Annotated in this window: 33 protein-coding genes; 32 read left to right on the forward strand and 1 reads right to left on the reverse strand. The window is 67.9% G+C overall.

The window, feature by feature from the left end; translation table 11 throughout:
- Window positions 1-10 precede the first annotated feature (10 nt).
- The 25 genes from OGL88_RS01850 (at window position 11) to map (ending at window position 14,949) form a co-directional block, all read left to right on the forward strand.
- Window positions 11-988, forward strand: a complete 978-nt coding sequence (locus tag OGL88_RS01850) for a DNA topoisomerase IB (protein WP_263089371.1) — start codon at window positions 11-13, stop codon at window positions 986-988.
- 79 nt (window positions 989-1,067) lie between these two features.
- Window positions 1,068-1,895 carry a DarT ssDNA thymidine ADP-ribosyltransferase family protein gene (locus OGL88_RS01855; protein ID WP_123293140.1) on the forward strand — a complete coding sequence of 276 codons (828 nt, stop codon included), beginning with the start codon at window positions 1,068-1,070 and terminating at the stop codon, window positions 1,893-1,895.
- Window positions 1,896-2,405: 510 nt separating this feature from the next.
- Complete coding sequence (gene rpsJ, locus OGL88_RS01860; protein ID WP_017885534.1) at window positions 2,406-2,714, forward strand: 30S ribosomal protein S10; 309 nt, start codon at window positions 2,406-2,408, stop codon at window positions 2,712-2,714.
- A gap of 12 nt (window positions 2,715-2,726) precedes the next feature.
- Complete coding sequence (gene rplC, locus OGL88_RS01865) at window positions 2,727-3,383, forward strand: 50S ribosomal protein L3 (RefSeq protein ID WP_027466731.1); 657 nt, start codon at window positions 2,727-2,729, stop codon at window positions 3,381-3,383.
- A gap of 2 nt (window positions 3,384-3,385) precedes the next feature.
- A complete protein-coding gene (gene rplD, locus OGL88_RS01870; protein ID WP_111083469.1) occupies window positions 3,386-4,045 on the forward strand; it encodes a 50S ribosomal protein L4 in 660 nt (219 codons plus the stop codon).
- Window positions 4,042-4,341, forward strand: coding sequence for a 50S ribosomal protein L23 (gene rplW / locus OGL88_RS01875; protein ID WP_111083468.1), 300 nt, complete (start codon window positions 4,042-4,044; stop codon window positions 4,339-4,341). Before rplD ends, rplW begins: the two co-directional genes overlap by 4 nt.
- Before the next feature lie 18 nt (window positions 4,342-4,359).
- Window positions 4,360-5,199 (forward strand): 50S ribosomal protein L2, encoded by an 840-nt coding sequence (gene rplB, locus OGL88_RS01880; RefSeq protein ID WP_111083467.1) that lies wholly within the window; start codon window positions 4,360-4,362, stop codon window positions 5,197-5,199.
- An 11-nt stretch (window positions 5,200-5,210) separates the two neighbouring features.
- A complete protein-coding gene (gene rpsS / locus OGL88_RS01885) occupies window positions 5,211-5,492 on the forward strand; it encodes a 30S ribosomal protein S19 (protein WP_017885529.1) in 282 nt (93 codons plus the stop codon).
- Window positions 5,493-5,517: 25 nt separating this feature from the next.
- The gene (gene rplV, locus OGL88_RS01890) at window positions 5,518-5,910 is read left to right on the forward strand and encodes a 50S ribosomal protein L22 (protein ID WP_111083466.1); all 393 of its coding nucleotides are present in this window, start codon (window positions 5,518-5,520) and stop codon (window positions 5,908-5,910) included.
- Complete coding sequence (gene rpsC, locus OGL88_RS01895) at window positions 5,910-6,722, forward strand: 30S ribosomal protein S3 (protein ID WP_017885527.1); 813 nt, start codon at window positions 5,910-5,912, stop codon at window positions 6,720-6,722. Before rplV ends, rpsC begins: the two co-directional genes overlap by 1 nt.
- Window positions 6,723-6,724: 2 nt before the next feature.
- Complete coding sequence (rplP, locus tag OGL88_RS01900) at window positions 6,725-7,144, forward strand: 50S ribosomal protein L16 (RefSeq protein WP_111083465.1); 420 nt, start codon at window positions 6,725-6,727, stop codon at window positions 7,142-7,144.
- On the forward strand, window positions 7,144-7,464 hold the full coding sequence (gene rpmC / locus OGL88_RS01905; RefSeq protein WP_111083464.1) for a 50S ribosomal protein L29: 321 nt from the start codon (window positions 7,144-7,146) through the stop codon (window positions 7,462-7,464). Before rplP ends, rpmC begins: the two co-directional genes overlap by 1 nt.
- Window positions 7,464-7,748: a 30S ribosomal protein S17 gene (gene rpsQ, locus OGL88_RS01910; RefSeq protein WP_111083463.1), complete on the forward strand. Its 285-nt coding sequence runs from the start codon at window positions 7,464-7,466 to the stop codon at window positions 7,746-7,748. Before rpmC ends, rpsQ begins: the two co-directional genes overlap by 1 nt.
- Window positions 7,749-7,779: 31 nt before the next feature.
- The gene (rplN, locus tag OGL88_RS01915) at window positions 7,780-8,148 is read left to right on the forward strand and encodes a 50S ribosomal protein L14 (protein WP_111083462.1); all 369 of its coding nucleotides are present in this window, start codon (window positions 7,780-7,782) and stop codon (window positions 8,146-8,148) included.
- A 3-nt stretch (window positions 8,149-8,151) separates the two neighbouring features.
- Window positions 8,152-8,511: a 50S ribosomal protein L24 gene (gene rplX, locus OGL88_RS01920; protein ID WP_263055030.1), complete on the forward strand. Its 360-nt coding sequence runs from the start codon at window positions 8,152-8,154 to the stop codon at window positions 8,509-8,511.
- Window positions 8,511-9,104 (forward strand): 50S ribosomal protein L5, encoded by a 594-nt coding sequence (gene rplE, locus OGL88_RS01925; RefSeq protein WP_111083460.1) that lies wholly within the window; start codon window positions 8,511-8,513, stop codon window positions 9,102-9,104. Before rplX ends, rplE begins: the two co-directional genes overlap by 1 nt.
- A 153-nt stretch (window positions 9,105-9,257) precedes the next feature.
- Window positions 9,258-9,656, forward strand: a complete 399-nt coding sequence (rpsH, locus tag OGL88_RS01930) for a 30S ribosomal protein S8 (protein ID WP_017885519.1) — start codon at window positions 9,258-9,260, stop codon at window positions 9,654-9,656.
- A 6-nt stretch (window positions 9,657-9,662) separates the two neighbouring features.
- Window positions 9,663-10,199, forward strand: coding sequence for a 50S ribosomal protein L6 (gene rplF / locus OGL88_RS01935; RefSeq protein ID WP_111083459.1), 537 nt, complete (start codon window positions 9,663-9,665; stop codon window positions 10,197-10,199).
- 2 nt (window positions 10,200-10,201) lie between these two features.
- The gene (gene rplR / locus OGL88_RS01940) at window positions 10,202-10,576 is read left to right on the forward strand and encodes a 50S ribosomal protein L18 (RefSeq protein ID WP_031259041.1); all 375 of its coding nucleotides are present in this window, start codon (window positions 10,202-10,204) and stop codon (window positions 10,574-10,576) included.
- Window positions 10,573-11,406: a 30S ribosomal protein S5 gene (gene rpsE, locus OGL88_RS01945; protein ID WP_263089372.1), complete on the forward strand. Its 834-nt coding sequence runs from the start codon at window positions 10,573-10,575 to the stop codon at window positions 11,404-11,406. Before rplR ends, rpsE begins: the two co-directional genes overlap by 4 nt.
- Entirely contained in the window at window positions 11,406-11,591 is a 186-nt protein-coding gene (rpmD, locus tag OGL88_RS01950; RefSeq protein ID WP_173168934.1) for a 50S ribosomal protein L30, read from the forward strand. The genes rpsE and rpmD overlap by 1 nt, the downstream gene beginning before the upstream one ends.
- Window positions 11,588-12,052: a 50S ribosomal protein L15 gene (gene rplO / locus OGL88_RS01955; RefSeq protein WP_027466723.1), complete on the forward strand. Its 465-nt coding sequence runs from the start codon at window positions 11,588-11,590 to the stop codon at window positions 12,050-12,052. The genes rpmD and rplO overlap by 4 nt, the downstream gene beginning before the upstream one ends.
- A gap of 147 nt (window positions 12,053-12,199) precedes the next feature.
- Complete coding sequence (gene secY / locus OGL88_RS01960; RefSeq protein ID WP_111083457.1) at window positions 12,200-13,522, forward strand: preprotein translocase subunit SecY; 1,323 nt, start codon at window positions 12,200-12,202, stop codon at window positions 13,520-13,522.
- Window positions 13,519-14,109, forward strand: a complete 591-nt coding sequence (locus OGL88_RS01965; protein ID WP_123339470.1) for an adenylate kinase — start codon at window positions 13,519-13,521, stop codon at window positions 14,107-14,109. The genes secY and OGL88_RS01965 overlap by 4 nt, the downstream gene beginning before the upstream one ends.
- Window positions 14,110-14,169: 60 nt before the next feature.
- A complete protein-coding gene (gene map / locus OGL88_RS01970; protein WP_374114414.1) occupies window positions 14,170-14,949 on the forward strand; it encodes a type I methionyl aminopeptidase in 780 nt (259 codons plus the stop codon).
- Window positions 14,950-15,134: 185 nt separating this feature from the next.
- On the opposite strand, the gene OGL88_RS01975 is transcribed toward map, so the two are convergent.
- Window positions 15,135-16,421: an LCP family protein gene (locus OGL88_RS01975; protein ID WP_263055032.1), complete on the reverse strand. Its 1,287-nt coding sequence runs from the start codon at window positions 16,419-16,421 to the stop codon at window positions 15,135-15,137.
- A gap of 294 nt (window positions 16,422-16,715) precedes the next feature.
- Between OGL88_RS01975 and infA the strand changes: the two genes are divergently transcribed.
- From infA to OGL88_RS02010, 7 genes are all read left to right on the forward strand, one after another.
- Complete coding sequence (infA, locus tag OGL88_RS01980; protein WP_017885509.1) at window positions 16,716-16,937, forward strand: translation initiation factor IF-1; 222 nt, start codon at window positions 16,716-16,718, stop codon at window positions 16,935-16,937.
- Window positions 16,938-17,007: 70 nt separating this feature from the next.
- Window positions 17,008-17,124 carry a 50S ribosomal protein L36 gene (gene rpmJ, locus OGL88_RS01985; protein ID WP_071276701.1) on the forward strand — a complete coding sequence of 39 codons (117 nt, stop codon included), beginning with the start codon at window positions 17,008-17,010 and terminating at the stop codon, window positions 17,122-17,124.
- Between the two features lie 186 nt (window positions 17,125-17,310).
- Window positions 17,311-17,685 carry a 30S ribosomal protein S13 gene (rpsM, locus tag OGL88_RS01990; RefSeq protein WP_058728274.1) on the forward strand — a complete coding sequence of 125 codons (375 nt, stop codon included), beginning with the start codon at window positions 17,311-17,313 and terminating at the stop codon, window positions 17,683-17,685.
- A 9-nt stretch (window positions 17,686-17,694) separates the two neighbouring features.
- Window positions 17,695-18,093 (forward strand): 30S ribosomal protein S11, encoded by a 399-nt coding sequence (gene rpsK, locus OGL88_RS01995; RefSeq protein WP_017885507.1) that lies wholly within the window; start codon window positions 17,695-17,697, stop codon window positions 18,091-18,093.
- A gap of 190 nt (window positions 18,094-18,283) precedes the next feature.
- Window positions 18,284-19,279 carry a DNA-directed RNA polymerase subunit alpha gene (locus OGL88_RS02000; RefSeq protein ID WP_071259847.1) on the forward strand — a complete coding sequence of 332 codons (996 nt, stop codon included), beginning with the start codon at window positions 18,284-18,286 and terminating at the stop codon, window positions 19,277-19,279.
- A gap of 63 nt (window positions 19,280-19,342) precedes the next feature.
- Window positions 19,343-19,912: a 50S ribosomal protein L17 gene (rplQ, locus tag OGL88_RS02005; protein ID WP_205463321.1), complete on the forward strand. Its 570-nt coding sequence runs from the start codon at window positions 19,343-19,345 to the stop codon at window positions 19,910-19,912.
- Between the two features lie 160 nt (window positions 19,913-20,072).
- Window positions 20,073-21,191 (forward strand): FUSC family protein, encoded by a 1,119-nt coding sequence (locus OGL88_RS02010; protein ID WP_263055033.1) that lies wholly within the window; start codon window positions 20,073-20,075, stop codon window positions 21,189-21,191.
- Window positions 21,192-21,228: the final 37 nt, after the last annotated feature.

Below are 21,228 nucleotides of genomic sequence, written 5' to 3' on the forward strand. Positions count from 1 at the left end.
GCTCGGACGGGTGACCCGTCTGCGCCGTTCCACGACCTCCGGTCGCGGCTACCACCGTGTCCGGAGCGGACGTGGCTTCTCGTACCGCGACCCTGACGGTGCGACCGTCACGGATGCCGCGGTGCGTCAGCGGCTCGAGGACCTCGTCATACCGCCGGCCTGGGACGACGTCTGGATCTCGCCGTACGAGAACGGGCACGTCCTCGCGACCGGGATCGACGGCGCCGGCCGTCGCCAGTACATGTACCACCCGTCGTGGCGCGAGCGGATGGACCGGATCAAGTACGACCGCGCGCTCGCACTCGCGGAGTCGTTGCCGGTCGCACGGCGCGGGGTGACGCAGGACCTCCGGCGACCGGAACCGGATCGCCGCCGAGCGCTGGCCGCGGCGTTCCGGATGCTCGACCAGGGCTCGCTGCGAGTCGGTTCAGAGCGGTACGCCAGCGAGCACGGCAGCCGAGGGCTGTCGACCCTGCTGTGCGCGCACGCCCACGTCTCCGGTGACGACATCGAGCTCGACTTCCCCGGCAAGAGCGGGCAGGAGTGGTCGTCGTCGATCCACGACGCCGACCTCGCGACGGTGATCGCCGGCATGAAGCGCCGCGGGCCGAACGCCCGACTGCTGTCGTTCCGCGAACGCCGCGGTGAGGAGTGGGAGCCGTTGTCCGCCGAGGACATCAACGCCTACGTCAAGGAGCGTGCGGGTGACGACTTCACGGCGAAGGACTTCCGCACCCTGCACGGAACGGTGGCGGCAGCCGTCGACCTGGCGCAGACCGGTCCGCTGTCGTCGCAGGCGAAGCGGAAGCGTGCGGTGTCCCATGCCGTGAAGGCCGCGAGCGAGGAGCTCGGCAACACCCCGACGGTGTGCCGGCAGAGCTACATCGACCCGCGGCTGCTCGACGCCTACGAACACGGCGAGACCATCGATCCGGCCCGGATCCACGCCGCCGAGTCCGAGGTCCGGGCGCTGCTCTACCGACAATGACCCCGGGAGCGTCCGGATGACGTAGCGTTGGTCGACGTGCCGGACCACCCCACACGGCACGGAAGGACCCACAACAGTCGTGACTGACGAGTGCATCCACGGTTTCCCCACCGAGCTCTGCGACATCTGCGCGCCCCGGCAGCGTGAGGAGTCGGCGATCCCAGCCGCTCCGGCGCCACGGCGGACCCGCATCACCACCAACCTGCGCGTCGACCCGCCGGCCTCCGGCCCCGGGACGTCGCTGCGTTCGCCGACGTCCCTCCGGTCGTCGTCGGCCGACCTGCCCGAGGCTCGGGTGTTCGCGTCGCTGCGTGCGCACCACGTGACCCACATCGACAACCTCGACGGCATCGTCGGGTCCGGCGCCATCCTGGCGGCGGACCAGGCCGAGCCCGCCGTCGACGTCAGCAGCCCCGAGACCCGAGCCGCTCGCGCCGAGGCCGAAGCACCCGACGGCAGCACCATCGCGAGCCACGTCCCCTTCACCCTGTCGCCGGATGCCGTCCGGTGGGACGAACTCCGCACCGGCGCCGTGGGGGAGCGGTGGTCCGACGCCGCCCGACGCACGCGCGCGGTGGACTACGTCGTGCTCGTCGTCCCGGTCTCGGCGTTCGGTGACTCGGTGGTCGTCGCCGACCAGGACGCCGACGCCGATGACGTCCGGTTCGCCGTCGGCCCCGACGCCGGGACGAACCTGATCCGCCGCACCGACTTCTCCGACCCCGAGATGCTCGGACTCGAGCTCCTCGCGGGGCCGAGCGTGCCGTTCTCGTCCGTCGCGGTGATCGGCGTCCCGAACGACAAGGCCCGTCAGACGGTCCGTGCGGTGCTCGCCGACCACGGCGGCCACGCGCCGCGCGTGGCGGTCTTCCCGCCGTGGTTCGTCCCCCCGGTGACGGCCGAGTAACCGTCTCCACGAGCGCCCTCCGGACCATCTCCGGAGGGCGCTCCGCGTTGCGGCGGCGACCCGTGCCTCCAGGCCGTTCGATCCGCGTGGATCCGGGGAAGCGACCCGGTGTCGACACGCCCGGCAAATCGCGACACGCCCGGGTTGCACGTGGGCTCGGGACATGCGAGACTTGTCCGGTTCCGAATTCCCCGCGGGTGCGAGTCCGCAGGATCACTGCTCTGGCAGTGCACAACCCCCCTGTTCAGCAGGGCTGGGTTGGGCCGCAGGCAGCAGAACACGACTCCCCGAGGTCATGACGGACGCGACACTGTTGCGCCCGGAGTGCGAGGAAGTCGATTGCCCACGCTGGACGGCCAAGGTCGCCCGCGCGGTTGACAGGTGAACAGCGGTCATCCCCAGCGGATGCGGCCGGTTGGTTCAGGAAAACAGCACGGTCTGCAGCAATGCGGAGCCGAGCGGCGTCAGGCGGCCTGCGGGTGCGCGGCGCAGAGAGAGGACAAGAGACACATGGCGGGACAGAAGATCCGCATCCGGCTCAAGTCGTATGACCACGAGGTCATCGACACGTCGGCCCGGAAGATCGTCGACACGGTGACCCGTGCCGGTGCGACCGTGGTCGGCCCGGTGCCACTCCCCACCGAGAAGAACGTGATCGCAGTGATCCGTTCCCCTCACAAGTACAAGGACTCGCGCGAGCACTTCGAGAAGCGCACGCACAAGCGGGTCATCGACATCGTCGACCCGACGCCGAAGGCCGTCGACTCGCTCATGCGACTCGACCTGCCGGCAGACGTCAACATCGAGATCAAGCTGTAAGGGGGCTGACCAATGGCGAACTCAACCAAGACCGTCAAGGGCCTCCTCGGCAAGAAGCTCGGGATGACCCAGGTGTGGGACGAGAACAACAAGTTCATCCCCGTCACCGTGATCGAGGTCGGCCCGAACGTGGTCACCCAGATCCGCAACGCTGAGCGCGACGGCTACGAGGCGATCCAGATCGCCGCCGGTGCCATCGACCCGCGCAAGGTCAACAAGCCGGCCGCCGGCCACTTCGAGGCCGCTGGCGTGACCCCGCGTCGCACCCTCACCGAGATCCGGACCAACGACTCCGCTGAGTACACGCTCGGCCAGGAGCTCACCGTGGACGGCACGTTCACGGCGGGCCAGAAGGTCGACGTCGTCGGTACCTCCAAGGGCAAGGGCTTCGCCGGTGTCATGAAGCGCCACGGCTTCCACGGCGTCGGCGCCTCGCACGGTGCACACCGCAACCACCGCAAGCCCGGCTCGATCGGTGCTTCCTCGACCCCGTCGCGTGTCTTCAAGGGCATGCGCATGGCCGGTCGTATGGGTGGCGACCGTGTGACCGTCCTCAACCTCACGGTGCACGCCGTCGACGCCGAGAAGGGTCTGCTGCTCGTCAAGGGCGCCGTCCCCGGTGCTCGCGGCCGCTCCGTCTTCGTCCGCACCGCCGTGAAGGGTAAGTGATCATGGCCACCACGACCGCAACCACGATCGACGTCCTCGACGCATCGGGTGTCAAGTCCGGCACCGTCGAGCTGCCCGCAGCTCTCTTCGACGTCGAGACCAACGTCCCGCTGATCCACCAGGTCGTCACCGCGCAGCTCGCAGCCGCGCGTCAGGGCACCCACAAGACCAAGAACCGCGGCGAAGTCCGCGGTGCCGGTCGCAAGCCGTTCAAGCAGAAGGGCACCGGCCGCGCCCGTCAGGGTTCCGTCCGTGCTCCCGAGCACACCGGTGGTGGCGTCGTCCACGGACCGACCCCCCGCGACTACTCGCAGCGCACCCCCAAGAAGATGATCGCCGCAGCGCTGCTCGGCTCGCTCTCGGACCGCGCCCGCGGTGGCCGCATCTCGGCTGTCGACGGCTTCGTCGAGGCCGACGTGCCGTCGACCAAGGTCGCTCGCACGCTCCTCGAGAAGGTCGCGCCCGTCAAGCACGTGCTGATCGTGCTCGAGTCGAACGACGAGCTGACGCTCAAGTCGATCCGCAACCTGCCGAACGTCCACGCGCTCTCGTACGGCCAGCTGAACGCCTACGACGTCCTCAAGTCGGACGCCGTCGTCTTCAGCAAGAGCGCCCTCGACGCCTTCATCGCGTCGAAGACCGCGAAGGAGATCACCGCATGAGCGGCTTCAACAAGGACCCGCGCGACGTCATCATCTCGCCGGTCGTCTCGGAGAAGAGCTACGCGCTCATCGACCAGGGCAAGTACACGTTCATCGTGGACCCCCGTTCGAACAAGACCGAGATCAAGCTCGCCATCGAGAAGATCTTCGAAGTCAAGGTCGCGAGCATCAACACGCTGAACCGCCCGGGCAAGACCCGTCGCACCAAGTTCGGTCTCGGCAAGCGCAAGGACACCAAGCGCGCCATCGTGACGCTCAAGTCCGGTTCGATCGACATCTTCACGGCTGTCGGCTGAGGACCAGAGGGATAAATCATGGCTATTCGTAACTACAAGCCGACGACCCCCGGTCGTCGCGGCTCGTCGGTCGCCGACTTCGCTGAGATCACCCGTTCGACTCCGGAGAAGTCCCTGCTTCGTCCGCTGCCGAAGACCGGTGGTCGCAACAGCTCCGGCCGCATCACCACGCGTCACATCGGTGGTGGCCACAAGCGCCAGTACCGCGTGATCGACTTCCGTCGCTCCGACAAGGACGGCGTGGACGCCAAGGTCGCTCACATCGAGTACGACCCCAACCGCACTGCGCGCATCGCGCTCCTGCACTACGTGGACGGCACGAAGCGGTACATCATCGCGCCGAACAAGCTCAAGCAGGGCGACGTCATCGAGCAGGGCCCCGGCGCCGACATCAAGCCCGGCAACAACCTGCCGCTGCGCAACATCCCCGTGGGTACCGTCGTGCACGCCATCGAGCTCCGCCCCGGTGGCGGCGCGAAGATGGCCCGCTCGGCCGGCGCCTCGGTGCGTCTCGTCGCCAAGGACGGCCCCTACGCGCAGCTCCGTCTGCCGTCGGGCGAGGTCCGCAACGTCGACGCACGCTGCCGCGCCACGATCGGCGAGGTCGGCAACGCCGAGCAGTCGAACATCAACTGGGGCAAGGCCGGCCGCATGCGCTGGAAGGGCGTCCGCCCGACCGTGCGTGGTGTCGCGATGAACCCGGTCGACCACCCCCACGGTGGTGGCGAGGGCAAGACCTCCGGTGGTCGTCACCCGGTCAGCCCCTGGGGCCAGGCCGAGGGTCGCACGCGCAAGCCGAACAAGCCGAGCGACAAGCTCATCGTCCGTCGCCGTAACGCCGGCAAGAAGCGCAAGTAGGAGTTCAGAAGATGCCACGCAGTCTGAAGAAGGGCCCCTTCGTCGACGAGCACCTGCTCCGCAAGGTCGTCACGCAGAACGAGGCCAACACCAAGAACGTGATCCGTACCTGGTCGCGACGGTCGATGATCGTCCCGAACATGCTCGGGCACACCATCGCGGTGCACGACGGCCGCAAGCACATCCCGGTGTTCGTCACCGAGTCGATGGTCGGTCACAAGCTCGGCGAGTTCGCGCCGACCCGCACCTTCCGTGGTCACGTGAAGGACGACAAGAAGGGCCGTCGCCGCTAACGCGGGGACGCAGAGGAGGAACGAAATGGTGGAGTCGATCGCACGCGTGCGACACATCCGCGTCACGCCTCAGAAGGCCCGTCGCGTCATCGAGCTGATCCGCGGCAAGCAGGCCCACGAGGCGCTCGCCATCCTGAAGTTCGCCCCCCAGGGCGCTTCGGAGCCCGTGTACAAGCTGGTCGCCTCGGCGATCGCGAACGCCCGGGTGAAGGCTGACTCGACGAACAGCTTCCTCGACGAGCGCGACCTCTACGTGAGCCGCGTCTTCGTCGACGAGGGAACGACCCTGAAGCGGTTCCAGCCGCGCGCCCAGGGCCGGGCCTTCCGCATCAACAAGCGCACCAGCCACATCACGGTCGTCCTCGCGACGCCGGAAGAGGCCGAGGCTGCCGCGACGAGCAAGAAGGCGAGCAACTAATGGGCCAGAAGGTCAACCCGTACGGCTTCCGTCTCGGGATCACGACGGACCACGTCTCGCACTGGTTCACCGACAGCAAGAAGGCCGGTCAGCGCTACGCCGACTACGTGGCCGAGGACATCAAGGTGCGCGAGTACCTGAAGAAGACCCTCGACCGCGCCGGTGTCGCCCGCATCGAGCTCGAGCGCACCCGTGACCGTGTCCGCGTGGACATCCACACGGCGCGTCCGGGCATCGTCATCGGCCGCCGCGGCGCCGAGGCGGAGCGCGTTCGCGGTGAGCTCGAGAAGCTCACCAAGAAGCAGATCCAGCTGAACATCCTCGAGGTCAAGAACCCCGAGACCGAGGCCCAGCTCGTCGCGCAGGGCATCGCCGAGCAGCTCTCCGCTCGTGTCGCGTTCCGTCGCGCCATGCGCAAGGGCCTGCAGGGTGCACAGCGCGCCGGCGCCAAGGGTGTCCGCATCCAGGTGTCGGGTCGTCTCGGCGGCGCCGAGATGTCCCGTTCGGAGTTCTACCGCGAAGGCCGTGTGCCGCTGCACACCCTCCGCGCGAACATCGACTACGGCTTCTACGAGGCCCGGACCACGTTCGGCCGCATCGGCGTGAAGGTCTGGATCTACAAGGGCGACATCACGAACAAGGAGCTCGCTCGCGAGCAGGCGAACCAGCGTTCGTCGCGCCCCGAGCGTCGTGGCGGCCCGCGCGGTGAGCGTGGCGACCGTGGCGGCGACCGTCGTGGCGGCGACCGCGGTGACCGCCGCCCGCAGCAGGCCCCGCAGGACGCGCCGGCCGGCGCAGGAGTTGAGGCGTAACCATGCTTATTCCCCGTCGAGTCAAGCACCGTAAGCAGCACCACCCGAAGCGTTCGGGTCAGGCAACCGGTGGTACCAAGGTCAGCTTCGGCGACTACGGCATCCAGGCCCTCACCCCGGCGTACGTGACCAACCGTCAGATCGAGTCCGCTCGTATCGCCATGACGCGTCACATCAAGCGTGGCGGCAAGGTCTGGATCAACATCTACCCGGACCGTCCGCTCACGAAGAAGCCGGCTGAGACCCGCATGGGTTCCGGTAAGGGCTCGCCCGAGTGGTGGGTCGCCAACGTCAAGCCGGGTCGTGTGCTCTTCGAGCTCTCCGGCGTCACCGAGGACATCGCCCGCGAGGCGCTGACCCGTGCAATCCACAAGCTGCCCCTCAAGGCACGCATCATCAAGCGCGAGGAGGGCGACGCATAATGGCGATCGGTTCCAAGGAGCTCCGTCCGACGGAGCTCGACACGTTCGAGAACGAGCGTCTCGCTGACGAGCTGAAGAAGGCCAAGGAGGAACTCTTCAACCTCCGCTTCCAGTCGGCCACCGGCCAGCTGGAGAGCCACGGTCGTCTCCGTGCCGTCAAGCGCGACATCGCTCGCATCTACACCGTCCTCCGCGAGCGCGAGCTCGGCATCCGTGCCACTCCCGCGCCCGTCGAGACCGCCACCAAGGCCAAGAAGACGACGAAGAAGGCTGACAAGCCGGCTGAGTCGACCGAGGCCGAGACCGCCGAGGAGAAGTAATGGCGAACGAAGAGAAGACCTCCGCCGCCCTCACTCGCGGCTACCGCAAGACGCGTCGCGGCTACGTGACCAGCGACAAGATGGACAAGACCATCGTGGTCGAGGTCGAGGACCGCGTGAAGCACGCGCTCTACGGCAAGATCATCCGTCGCACGTCCAAGGTGAAGGCCCACGACGAGCTCGGCACCGCTGGTGTCGGCGACCTCGTCGTGATCAGCGAGACCCGTCCCCTCAGCGCTTCCAAGCGCTGGCGCCTGGTCGAGATCCTCGAGAAGGCCAAGTAGGCCTCGGCCTGCTTCGGAATAGGAGACAGCAGTGATTCAGCAGGAATCCCGCCTGAAGATCGCCGACAACACGGGTGCCAAGGAGATCTTGACCATCCGCGTGCTCGGTGGTTCGGGTCGTCGCTACGCCGGTCTCGGTGACGTCATCGTCGCCACGGTGAAGGACGCCATCCCCGGCGGCAACGTGAAGAAGGGTGACGTCGTCAAGGCGGTCATCGTTCGCACCAAGAAGGAGACCCGTCGTCAGGACGGCTCCTACATCAAGTTCGACGAGAACGCGGCAGTGATCCTCAAGGCCGACGGCGACCCGCGCGGCACGCGCATCTTCGGTCCGGTCGGTCGCGAGCTCCGTGACAAGAAGTTCATGAAGATCATCTCGCTCGCGCCGGAGGTGCTGTAAGCCATGGCGAACATCAAGAAGGGTGACCTCGTCCAGGTCATCACGGGCGCGACGCAGGAGCGTGGCGGCGACCGTGGCAAGCAGGGCAAGGTCATCGAGGTCCTCAAGGACAAGCAGCGCGTCGTCGTCGAGGGCGTGAACTTCGTCACGAAGCACGTCCGCGTCGGCCAGACGCAGCGCGGCTCGAAGACGGGTGGCATCGAGAAGCGCGAAGCCTCGATCCACGTGTCGAACGTCGCTCTCGTCGACCCGAAGACGAAGAAGCCGACCCGCGTCGGCTTCCGTACCGAAGAGGTGGAGAAGGGCGGGGTCAAGAAGACCGTCCGTGTCCGCTACGCCAAGAAGTCAGGTGAGACGCTCTGATGACTGACACGACTGCAACGACTGAGGCCCCCAAGGCCCAGCCGCGCCTCAAGCAGAAGTACAAGGACGAGATCAAGGCCACGCTCACCGAGCAGTTCGGCTACGCGAACGTCAACCAGGTCCCCGGCCTGGTCAAGGTCGTCGTGAACACCGGTGTCGGCGAGGCCGCTCGTGACTCGAAGATCATCGAGGGGGCCATCAAGGACCTCACGGCGATCACGGGTCAGAAGCCCCAGGTCAACATCGCTCGCAAGTCCATCGCGCAGTTCAAGCTGCGCGAGGGTCAGGCGATCGGTGCGCACGTCACCCTCCGTGGTGACCGCGCCTGGGAGTTCCTCGACCGCCTGATCTCCCTCGCACTGCCCCGCATCCGCGACTTCCGCGGTCTCAGCGACAAGCAGTTCGACGGCAACGGCAACTACACGTTCGGTCTCTCGGAGCAGTCCGTGTTCCACGAGATCGACCAGGACCGCATCGACCGTGTCCGCGGCTTCGACATCACTGTCGTCACCACCGCGAAGACGGACGACGAGGGACGCGCGCTGCTCCGTCAGCTCGGCTTCCCGTTCCGCTCCAACGAGCAGACGGTCTAAACTACTTCGGGCGGTGCGGGCCGGAGGATTCACGTCCTCCGGCCCGCACGCACGAACACACCGATCCTGGGGAACCGCCCCGGGATCACTCGATCGCTCAGGTCGGCATTCGTGGAACGGGTGTCGAAACCAGGCGAGAAATGGACGAACATCATGACGATGACCGATCCGGTCGCAGACATGCTGACCAGATTGCGGAACGCGAACTCCGCGCACCACGACGCCGTCGCGCTCCCGAGCTCCAAGCTCAAGAAGAACATCGCCGACATCCTCAAGCGTGAGGGCTACATCAGCGAGTGGAAGGTGGAGGACGCCCGAGTCGGGCAGACCCTCACCATCGACCTGAAGTACGGCCCCGAGCGCGAGCGTTCGATCGCCGGCATCAAGCGCGTGTCGAAGCCGGGCCTCCGGGTCTACGCGAAGTCGACGGAGATCCCCCAGGTCCTCGGTGGCCTCGGCGTGGCGATCCTCTCGACCTCGTCCGGGCTGCTGACCGACCGCGAAGCCGAGCAGAAGGGCGTGGGTGGGGAAGTCCTCGCCTACGTGTGGTGATCGACAATGTCACGAATCGGACGTCTTCCCATCGACATCCCCGCCGGCGTGACCGTCTCCGTTGACGGTCAGAGCGTGGCGGTCAAGGGCCCGAAGGGCGAGCTCGCGCTCGTCATCGCGGAGCCCATCCAGGCCAAGGTCGAGGAGAACCAGGTTCTCGTCACCCGTCCGGACGACGAGCGCGAGTCGCGTTCGCTCCACGGCCTGACTCGTACCCTCATCGCCAACAACATCATCGGCGTGACCCAGGGCTACACCAAGGGCCTCGAGGTCGTCGGCACCGGTTACCGCGTGCAGGCGAAGGGCTCGAACCTCGAGTTCGCGCTCGGGTACTCCCACTCGATCACGGTCGAGCCGCCCGCGGGCATCAGCTTCGCGGTCGAGGGCAACAACAAGGTCACGGTCGCCGGCATCGACAAGCAGGCAGTCGGCGAAGTGGCGGCGAACATCCGGAAGCTCCGGAAGCCCGAGCCGTACAAGGGCAAGGGTGTCCGTTACGCCGGCGAGAACGTGCGCCGCAAGGCCGGAAAGTCAGGTAAGTGATCATGGGACTCCTCAAGACACGAGGCAAGAGCAAGGCGGCCGCCAAGGCGCGTCGTCACAACCGTCTCCGCAAGAAGATCACCGGCACCGAGGCTCGTCCCCGTCTCGCCGTCACCCGCTCGTCGCGTCACGTGTTCGTGCAGGTCATCGACGACGCGAAGGGTCACACCCTCGCAAGCGCCTCGACGATGGAGGCAGACCTCCGCTCGTTCGACGGCGACAAGACCGCCAAGGCCCGTCGCGTCGGTGAGCTCCTCGCCGAGCGCGCGAAGTCGGCTGGCGTCGAGGCCGTGGTCTTCGACCGCGGTGGCAGCAAGTACGCCGGTCGCGTCGCCGCGATCGCCGATGGTGCCCGTGAAGGAGGGCTGAACCTGTGAGCGACAACGCGAACACCAACGAAGACGCCAAGACCGAGGCCGTCGAGGCCACGGACGCCGTCGAGACCACCGAGGCGAGCACGGAGGCCCCCGAGGCCACCGAGGCAACCGCTGAGGGCACCGACACCGCCGCGAAGGGCAAGGAGGCGGAGGCACCTGCCGTCGCCGAGCGTCCCGTCGAGACCGCTGCTGGTTCCGCATCGAACAACCGCGACTCGGCTGACAACCGTGGCCGTCGTGGTGGCGGTCGTGACCGTCAGCAGGGCCGCGACCGCAACAACCGCGGTGGCGACAGCCAGTTCCTCGAGCGCGTGGTGACCATCAACCGCGTGTCGAAGGTCGTCAAGGGTGGTCGTCGCTTCAGCTTCACGGCGCTCGTCGTCGTGGGTGACGGCAACGGCCTCGTGGGCGTCGGCTACGGCAAGGCCAAGGAGGTCCCCACGGCGATCTCCAAGGGTGTCGAAGAGGCGAAGAAGAACTTCTTCCGCGTCCCCCGCGTCGGCAACACCATCCCGCACCCCGTGCAGGGTGAAGCCGCTGCCGGCGTCGTGCTCCTGCGTCCGGCCGGTCCGGGTACCGGTGTCATCGCCGGCGGTCCCGTCCGTGCCGTGCTCGAGTGCGCCGGCATCCACGACGTCCTGAGCAAGTCGCTCGGTTCGTCGAACACCATCAACATCGTGCACGCGACCGTCGAGGCTCTGAAGCAGCTCGAGGAGCCCCGCGCCGTCGCGAGCCGTCGTGGCCTCGACGTCGAGCGGGTCGTCCCGGCTCGTCTGCTCCAGGCCGAGGCCGCAGCACTGCGTGCCGCGACCGAGAAGGCAGGTGCGTGATGGCGACGCTGAAGATCACGCAGATCAAGTCCGTTATCAGCGAGAAGCAGTACCAGCGCGACACGCTCCGCAGCCTGGGTCTCAAGCGCATCGGCCGCACGGTCGAGCGTGAGGACAACGCCCAGAACCGCGGGTACATCGCAACGGTGGCGCACCTCGTGAAGGTCGAGGAGGTCGACGCATGAGCGACGAGAAGAACGAGCGCGTGCAGGTGCTGAAGCTGCACCACCTCCGCCCCGCAGAGGGCGCCAAGAAGGACCGCACCCGTGTGGGTCGCGGTGAGGGCTCGAAGGGCAAGACCGCTGGGCGTGGTACCAAGGGCACGAAGGCCCGTTACCAGGTCCGGGTCGGCTTCGAGGGTGGGCAGATGCCGCTGCACATGCGCACCCCGAAGCTCCGCGGGTTCAAGAACCCGTTCCGGGTCGAGTACCAGGTCGTGAACCTGGACAAGATCTCGGAGCTCTACCCCGATGGTGGCGACGTCACCGTTGCGGGCCTGGTCGCCAAGGGCGCCGTCCGCAAGAACGAGAAGGTCAAGGTTCTCGGTCAGGGTGACATCACCGTGAAGATCACGGTCACGGTCGACAAGGTCTCGGCGTCCGCCGCTGAGAAGATCGTGGCTGCTGGCGGCACCGTCTCCCAGTAACCCCCGTCGGCGGCCCGTGCGTTTGCGCACGGGCCGCCGTTACGGTTTCCTTGACAGTGGCCGGCATCCGCCAGCCTGGTCGGCTCTGCCGACCGACACCGGAACGGCCGCGATCGACGGCCCCGGTCCCAGAAGTTCGGAGTCCTCGTGTTCAGAGCGGTCGCGCGCATCATGCGCACCCCTGATCTTCGCAAGAAGATCGGCTTCACCCTCGCGATCATCGCGCTGTTCCGCCTCGGGTCGTACATCCCGGCACCGTTCGTCGACTACGCGGCCGTGCAGAGCTGTCTCGCCAGCGCCTCGTCGTCCGGCGGTCTCTACGACCTGATCAACCTGTTCTCCGGCGGCGCGCTGCTGAAGCTCTCGGTCTTCGCGCTCGGCATCATGCCGTACATCACGTCGTCGATCATCGTGCAGCTCCTGCGCGTGGTCATCCCGCACTTCGACTCCCTATACAAGGAGGGCCAGTCCGGTCAGGCCAAGCTGACGCAGTACACGCGCTACCTCACGATCGCGCTGGGCGTGCTGCAGTCCACCACCCTGATCACGGTCGCCCGCTCGGGTGCCCTCTTCGGCACGAACGCGTCGTCCTCCTGCTCGTCGATCATCTCGAACGACAGCTGGTACGCGATCATGCTCATGGTCGTCACGCTGACCGCCGGTACCGGCCTCATCATGTGGATGGGTGAGCTCGTCACCGAGCGCGGCATCGGCAACGGCATGTCGCTCCTCATCTTCACGTCGATCGCGGCGCAGTTCCCGTCGGCGCTCTGGGCCATCGAGCAGTCGCAGTCGTTCGAGCTCTTCCTGTTCGTCATCCTGGTCGGGCTGGTCATCATGATGGCCGTCGTGTTCGTCGAGCAGTCGCAGCGGCGGATCCCGGTCCAGTACGCCAAGCGCATGGTCGGCCGACGCACGTACGGCGGCAACAACACGTACATCCCGATCAAGGTGAACATGGCCGGCGTCGTGCCCGTCATCTTCGCGTCGTCGCTGCTGTACCTGCCGGCCCTGGTCGCGCAGTTCAACAAGCCCTCGGACGGCTCCGAGCCCGCGGCGTGGGTCACCTGGATCGAGAACAACCTCGTCTCCGGCGACAACTTGTTCTACATGGTGCTGTACTTCCTGCTCATCGTCGGGTTCACGTACTTCTACGTGGCGATCACCTTCAACCCCGAAGAGGTCGCCGACAACATGAAGAAGTACGGCGGATTCATCCCCGGCATCCGTGCCGGTCGCCCGACGGCCGAGTACCTCGACTACGTCCTCACCCGGGTGACGCTGCCCGGCTCGCTCTACCTCGGTTTCATCGCGCTCATCCCGCTGGCAGCACTGGCGCTGTTCGGCGCGAACCAGAACTTCCCGTTCGGTGGCGCGAGCATCCTGATCATCGTGGGTGTCGGCCTCGAGACCGTGAAGCAGATCGACTCGCAGCTGCAGCAGCGTCACTACGAAGGGCTTCTCCGTTGAGCGCACGTCTCATCATCGTCGGACCCCCCGGAGCGGGGAAGGGCACCCAGGCCGGCCGGATCGCCGAGTCCTTCGGGATCCCGGCCGTCTCGACGGGCGACATCTTCCGCAAGAACGTCGCAGAGGGCACGCCGCTCGGTGTGCAGGCCAAGGCGATCATGGACGCCGGCGACTACGTGCCGGACTCCCTGACGAACGAGCTCGTGAAGTCCCGCCTGAACGAGGCGGACGCAGCCGAGGGGTTCCTGCTCGACGGGTACCCCCGGACGGTCGGGCAGGTCGAGTACCTCGACGCGCTGCTCGCCGAGCAGGGCACCGGGATCGACGCGGTCGTGCAGCTCGTCGCCGACCAGGACGAGCTCGTCGGCCGGTTGCTCAAGCGTGCCGAGCAGCAGGGCCGCAGTGACGACAACGAGGAGACGATCCGTCGTCGCCAGCAGGTCTACACCGAGCAGACCGCCCCGATCGTCGGCGCCTACGGCGAACGCGGTCTCGTGCTCGACGTCGACGGCCTCGGCGCGATCGACGAGGTCGGCGACCGCATCCAGGCTGCGCTGTCGGCTCGCGGGCTCACCGCGGGCGTCTGACCCGGCGTGGTCCGTTTCCGGAAGCCCTCGATCTACAAGACGCCGGACGAGCTCCGCGCCATGGTGCGCCCCGGGCTGCTGACCGCCGAGGCGCTCGACGCCGTGCGGGCGGCGATCCGTCCCGGCATCACGACGGGCGAGCTCGACGCGATCGCCGAGCGGACGATCCGCGACGGCGGCGGGATCCCGAACTTCCAGCTGGTGCCGGGCTACCGGCACACGCTGTGCGTGTCCGTGAACGACGAGATCGTGCACGGCATCCCCGGTGAGCGAGTGCTCGCTCCCGGTGACATCGTCTCGGTGGACGCCGGTGCCGAGGTCGACGGCTGGAACGGCGACAGCGCGTTCACCACGGTCGTCCCCGGTGGCGACGCCGAGGTGTCCGCAGCGCGCCAGACGCTCTGCGACACCACGGAACGCTCGCTCTGGCACGGCATCGCGGCGCTCGCCCACGCGAAGAACCTGCACGAGGTCGGTTCCGCGGTCGAGGACGCCATCGACGAGACCGGTGCGTGGGGCATCGTCGAGGACTACACGGGGCACGGCATCGGTCGCTCCATGCACGAGGACCCGCCGGTCTTCAACTACCGCGTCCGCGGTGCCGGTCCGGCGGTGAAGCCCGGCCTGGTGGTCGCCATCGAGCCGATGGTCACCGCGGGCACGATCGACAGCTCGACGGACGACGACGACTGGACCGTCCGCACGATGGACGGCAAGGACGCCGCGCACTGGGAACACAGCGTCGCGGTGCACGCCGACGGCGTGTGGGTCCTGACGGCCGCCGACGGCGGCGCTGCGGGCCTGGCCCCGCTGGGCGTGACGCCCGTCCCGATCCCGTAGGACGGGCCTCCAGTCCGACACGCCACTGCCGGCCGTGCACCCCGACCGGGAGGCGCGGCGCGGCTCCGTCGCGCAGCGTGCGCCTGGCAGTCCCACGTCCACGGCCGCGCGAGACGCCGTCGGAATCGGCGGCGTCTCGTGCGTTCGGGGGTGTCGTGCCCGGACGACGGCGTCTCGCGACGCGGTCAGTTGCCGACCGAGCAGGTCTGCTCGGAGGCGCTCTGCCCGGTGATCGACGACGGCAGCGGGGTCGACGTCGCCGTGCTCGTGGCGGACGAGCTCGGTGCGGACGACGTCCCCGACGATGCGCCGCCCGACGCGGGCGACGACGACGTGTCGGACGGCGTGGTGCCGGTCGACGGTGCGGTCGTCGCGGCGCCCCCGGCGGTCGGCGACTCCTCGGACGCGCGCCCCGTGCTCGAGTCGCTCAGCGAGGACTTCACGTCGTTCTGCAGCGCCACGTTGAGCGTGTGGGCGGTCTCCTGGTCGACGATCACCCGCGCGCTGTCGTCGGGGTCGTCGGCGACCGGGTACTGCACGAAGAGCATGTTGGCGGTGCTCATGCCGCGCAGTGCCGAGGCGAGGCCGACGAGGGTGCGGGCCTGTGCCAGGCCGTCCGACAGGGTCATGTTCGACAGTGCCGCGCCAGCGAGCTTGTAGAGCGTGATGGGGTTCGACAGTGTCCCGTCGGAGGTGACCTTGCGGAGCAGCGCCGACAGGAACACCTGCTGCGAGCTGATCCGGGCCAGGTCGCTGCCGTCGCCGACGCCGTGGCGGGTGCGCAGGAACGCGAGGGCGTCGGAGCCCTCGAGGTTGTGGGAGCCGGCGGTGAGGTGCAGACCGGTGAAGGTGTCGTCGATGGGCTCCGCGACGCAGACGTCGACGCCGCCCAGGGCGTTCGACATCTCGATCACGCCGTCGAAGGTGATGAGCCCGGCGTACGGGATGCTCAGGCCGGTGAGGTTCTCGACGGTGTCGACGACGCACGAGACGCCGCCGTTGCCGAGCGCCGTGTTGAACATGGCGGAGGTCGAGGCCGGGTAGGTCGTCCCGCTCGCGGGGTTGGTGCAGGCCGGGATCGGGACCATCAGGTCACGGGGGAAGCTGACCGCGGTGAGCTGCTGGTGGTCCTGCGAGACGTGGATGAGCATCGTGACGTCGTTGCGGGCGCCCTCGACGTCCTCGTCGGAGTCGAACTGGCCGACGCGGGTGTCGCTGCCGATGAGCAGGATGTTCGCACCGCCCTTGATCGCGGTGATGTCGGCGGTCTTCGCGGTGCTCTGGTCGTCGGTGCTGAGCTGCACGGTCTGCGGCGCGGTCGCCAGCTGGGCGCCGGCGATGGCGGCGACGCTCGTCCCGCTCACGAGCACGACGGCCAGCGCTGAGGCCACGACAGCCACGAGCGTGGTCCAGCCGCGACGGCGGGCCTGCTTGCCGTGTGTGGCGAAGGGGCGTCGTGTGGCGTCGGGCACGTGGTCTCCGTTCGGTGGTCCGCGCGAGGTACGTCGGCGGCGGACGTGGCTGCGGAGCAACGCTACGGTCCGGGCAGGGGCGTCGGCCCGGAGCGCGCCGTCAAACCACTGTGGAACACTCAGGCATGCCGCCGGAAGCCCCAGGTGAGGGGGCGTGCCGTGCCTGCACTTGGCAATTGCGGGTTTACCACATAAGATCGATCTTTGGTGTGTCATGCCCTCTCGGGTGTGGCGACCGACCCGCAGACCGGTTCGGGGATCACACCTGTTCCACAACCAAGCGACAGTGAGGCTATGGCCAAGAAAGACGGCGTCATCGAGATCGAAGGCTCGGTGCTCGAAGCTCTGCCCAACGCGATGTTCCGCGTTGAGCTGACGAACGGACACAAGGTCCTCGCGCACATCTCCGGGAAGATGCGCCAGCACTACATCCGCATCCTCCCCGAGGACCGCGTGATCGTGGAGCTGAGCCCGTACGACCTGACCCGCGGCCGGATCGTCTACCGCTACAAGTGATCCGCGAGCTGGAAAGGAACGGCTCGGCAATCCTGCCGCGCACGAAGCCAGCGAGCACGAGGAAAGAACAATGAAGGTCAACCCCAGCGTCAAGCCCATGTGCGAGCACTGCCGAGTGATCCGCCGCAAGGGCCGCGTCATGGTGATCTGCAAGAGCAACCCGCGTCACAAGCAGCGCCAGGGCTAGTCCCCGGCGCGTGACCGGCACCGACGCTGTCCCTCGGACAGCCGGCTGCTCGAGCACGACCCACAACTGAAGATCGACAACGCAGTACCAGAACCCGGTCGCACGACGACCGGGGGACACCTCGGGTCGGAGGCCCGGGCACCGGTACTGCTCCACACCTCCATCGACAACAGGAGCAGCCATCACATGGCACGTCTAGCAGGCGTCGACATCCCGCGCGAGAAGCGCGTGGAGATCGCACTCACGTACATCTACGGCGTCGGCCGTACCCGCGCGGTCCAGGCACTCGCCGAGACCGGTATCTCCGGTGACATCCGCGTCAAGGACCTGACCGACGACCAGCTCGTCGCCCTCCGTGACTTCATCGAGGGCAACTTCAAGGTGGAGGGTGACCTCCGCCGCGAGGTGGCAGCCGACATCCGTCGCAAGGTCGAGATCGGTAGCTACGAGGGTCTTCGCCACCGTCGTGGTCTCCCGGTGCGCGGTCAGCGCACCAAGACCAACGCGCGTACCCGCAAGGGACCGAAGCGCACCGTGGCAGGCAAGAAGAAGGCTCGATAGGAGACCCCGATGGCTACCCCCAAGACTGCCGCGCGCAAGCCGCGCCGCAAGGAGAAGAAGAACGTCGCAGTGGGCCAGGCCCACATCAAGAGCACGTTCAACAACACGATCGTCAGCATCACCGACCCGTCGGGTGCCGTCCTCAGCTGGGCGTCTTCGGGTGCCGTCGGCTTCAAGGGTTCGCGCAAGTCGACGCCGTTCGCGGCGCAGCTCGCTGCCGAGTCCGCTGCGCGTCAGGCGCAGGAGCACGGCGTCAAGAAGGTCGACGTCTTCGTGAAGGGTCCGGGTTCGGGCCGCGAGACCGCGATCCGTTCGCTCCAGGCCGCTGGCCTCGAGGTCGGCTCGATCAACGACGTCACTCCGCAGGCGCACAACGGTTGCCGCCCGCCGAAGCGTCGTCGCGTCTGACGCGAGGAGCAACCGGCCGCGCCCTGCTCGTCCCCTGACGGGGTCGGGCAGGGCCCGCGGCCATTCCTGGTCGTTCGATCGCGCACATCGGTGCGCGTGATCACAACTCAACAGACCCGTCGGGGCCCACGCGGCCCCGTCGTACCGCCAAGTGTCATATAGCGGACACTTCGCCGAAAGGAATCCCACAGTGCTCATTGCACAGCGCCCCACCCTGACCGAGGAGTCGATCTCCGAGCACCGCTCGCGCTTCGTCATCGAGCCGCTCGAGCCGGGCTTCGGTTACACCCTCGGCAACTCGCTGCGCCGCACGCTCCTCTCCTCGATCCCCGGCGCGGCTGTCACCAGCATCCGCATCGACGGTGTCCTCCACGAATTCAGCACCGTTCCCGGTGTGAAGGAAGACGTCACCGAGATCATCCTCAACATCAAGAGCCTCGTCGTCTCCAGCGAGCACGACGAGCCGATCACCGCGTACCTGCGCAAGCAGGGTGCCGGTCAGGTCACCGCAGCGGACATCTCCGCTCCGGCCGGCGTCGAGATCCACAACCCGGAACTCGTCATCGCGACCCTGAACGACACCGCGCGGTTCGAGCTCGAGCTCACGATCGAGCGCGGCCGCGGCTACGTCTCGGCCACGCAGAACCGTTCCGAGTTCTCCGAGGCCGGTCAGATCCCGATCGACTCGATCTACTCGCCGGTCCTCAAGGTCACCTACCGCGTCGAGGCGACGCGTGCCGGTGAGCGCACGGACTTCGACCGCCTGGTCGTCGACGTCGAGTCGAAGCCGGCGATCACGCCGCGCGACGCCATCGCGTCGGCCGGTCGCACGCTGGTCGAGCTGTTCGGGCTCGCTCGCGAGCTCAACACGGCCGCAGAGGGCATCGAGATCGGCCCCGCGCCGGTCGACGCTGTCCTGTCGAACGAGCTGCAGACCCCGATCGAGGACCTCGACCTGTCGGTCCGCAGCTACAACTGCCTGAAGCGCGAGGGCATCAACACGGTGTCCGAGCTCGTCGCCCTGTCGGAGACGCAGCTCATGAACATCCGCAACTTCGGTCAGAAGTCGGTGGACGAGGTCAAGGACAAGCTCACCGAGCTCGGCCTGTCCCTCAAGGACACCGTCCCCGGATTCGACGGCGCCCACTTCTACAGCGGGTACGACGAGGACGAGTCCAACAACTGATCTCGCGCTCACGCGCAAGCGCGCTGACACCGCGCGCACCACTTTCACCACTGGAGAACTGACATGCCGAAGCCCACCAAGGGCCCCCGCCTCGGTGGCGGTCCCGCTCACGAGCGCCTGCTCCTGAGCAACCTCGCCAACGCCCTCTTCACGCACGGTCGCATCACGACCACCGAGACGAAGGCCAAGCGCCTCCGTCCGGTCGCCGAGCGGCTCATCACGTTCGCGAAGCGCGGCGACCTGCACGCTCGTCGTCGGGTCATCGCGACCCTGCGCGACAAGTCCGTCGTGCACACGCTGTTCACGGAGATCGCCCCGCAGGTCGAGGACCGTCAGGGCGGCTACACCCGCATCACGAAGCTCGGCTTCCGCAAGGGCGACAACGCCCCGCTGGCGTCGATCGAGCTCGTCCTCGAGCCGGTGTCGGGCACGCCCGCCCCGGTGAAGCGCACCGCGGCTCCGGCCGCCGCCGCTCCGGTCGAGGAGCCGGCTGCCGACGAGACCACCGAGGAGGCCCCGGTCGATGAGACCGAGACCACCGAGGAGTCCGCGCCGGTCGAGTCGGAGACCGAGACCGAGGCTGCCGCCGAGGTCGAGGCCGACGCCGCCGAGAAGAGCGACGACACCAAGTAGGACCCCGCGTCACCACGACGAAGCCCCCGCGACCCAGGTCGCGGGGGCTTCGTCGCGTTCGGGAGCGCTACCCCTGCACCCCGACGTCCGGAGAACGCAGGACCGTCGCCTTCCCAGTGCGTGCCCCGTAGCGTGTCCGCCCGACAGGGAGAGTCACCACATGGAGTTCCAACACATCGCGGGCGTCGGTCGCCGCGCGTGGCGGTGGAGCCGCACGTCCGGCACACAGCCGCGACTGCTGCACGCAGCCAAGGCCGCCGGCGCCGCGGCACTGGCCTGGTTCATCGCCAGGCACGTGCCCGGGGTCGCGTCCGACTACCCGTACTACGCACCGCTCGGGGCGATCGTCGCGATGCAGACGACGGTCTACGCGGGGCTGCGCAACGGCATCCAGACGCTCGTCGGCATCCTGCTCGGCATCGCCGTCGCGGGCTTCACGATGATCGTGGGCGACCCGGGGATCCTCGCCGTGGCCCTGGCGGTCGGCATCGGGGTGCTCGTCGGCGGGTTCCGGGTGCTCGGTGAGGGCAGCACCTGGGTCTCGACGGCGGCGTTGTTCGTGCTCCTCGTCGGCGGGGCGAACGCCGAGGGCTACTCGTTCGGGTACCTGGTGCAGATGGCCGTCGGCGTCGTCGTCGGTCTGCTCGTGAACTTCCTGGTGTTCCCTCCGCTGCACTTCTGGGACGCCGAACGTCGGATCGACGAGGTGAACGCCGTCTTGGCCGAGCACTTCGAAGGCCTCGCCCGGGTACTCGAGAGCGGGGAGCGCGACGAGGACGCCTGGAACCGGCAGCAGGACAAGCTCGACCGCGCGATCGCCGATGTGCGCGCGCGGGTGTCCGTCGCCCACGAGAGCCGGAAGATCAACCCCCGCGGGGCGCTCCGAGGGTCACGGGCCCGGCTCCAGCAGGACGGGGCACGCTTCCGGGCGCTCGAACGGGTCGCCTGGTACACGACGGACCTCACCGAGCTCGTCGCCCGGTCGGGTCCGGTGTCCTCGAACCTCGGTCGTCCGGACCCGGCGTTCACCGAACCGCTCACCGAGGCGATCCGGCAACTCGCCTGTGTGATCCGCGGGGAGTGCCCCGAGGACGAAGGCGACAAGGCGATCGAGCGACTCGAGCAGGCGCTCGACGCCTCGCGCGAGAACCCCTCACACGTCGCGGTGACGGCGTCCGCGCTCGTGGCCCTCCGCGGCATCGTGGAGTCCGAGCGTCGTGCGACGGACAACCTCGACACCCGCACGGGGCCGTCGGCGTTCCACCGTCCGCGCGGCTGACGCGAGGACCCTGTGACACCGGCGCTCCGTAGACTCG

It is taken from the genome of Curtobacterium sp. RIT-PI-V, from assembly GCF_025642935.1.
In the GTDB taxonomy this organism is placed as follows: Bacteria; Actinomycetota; Actinomycetes; order Actinomycetales; family Microbacteriaceae; genus Curtobacterium.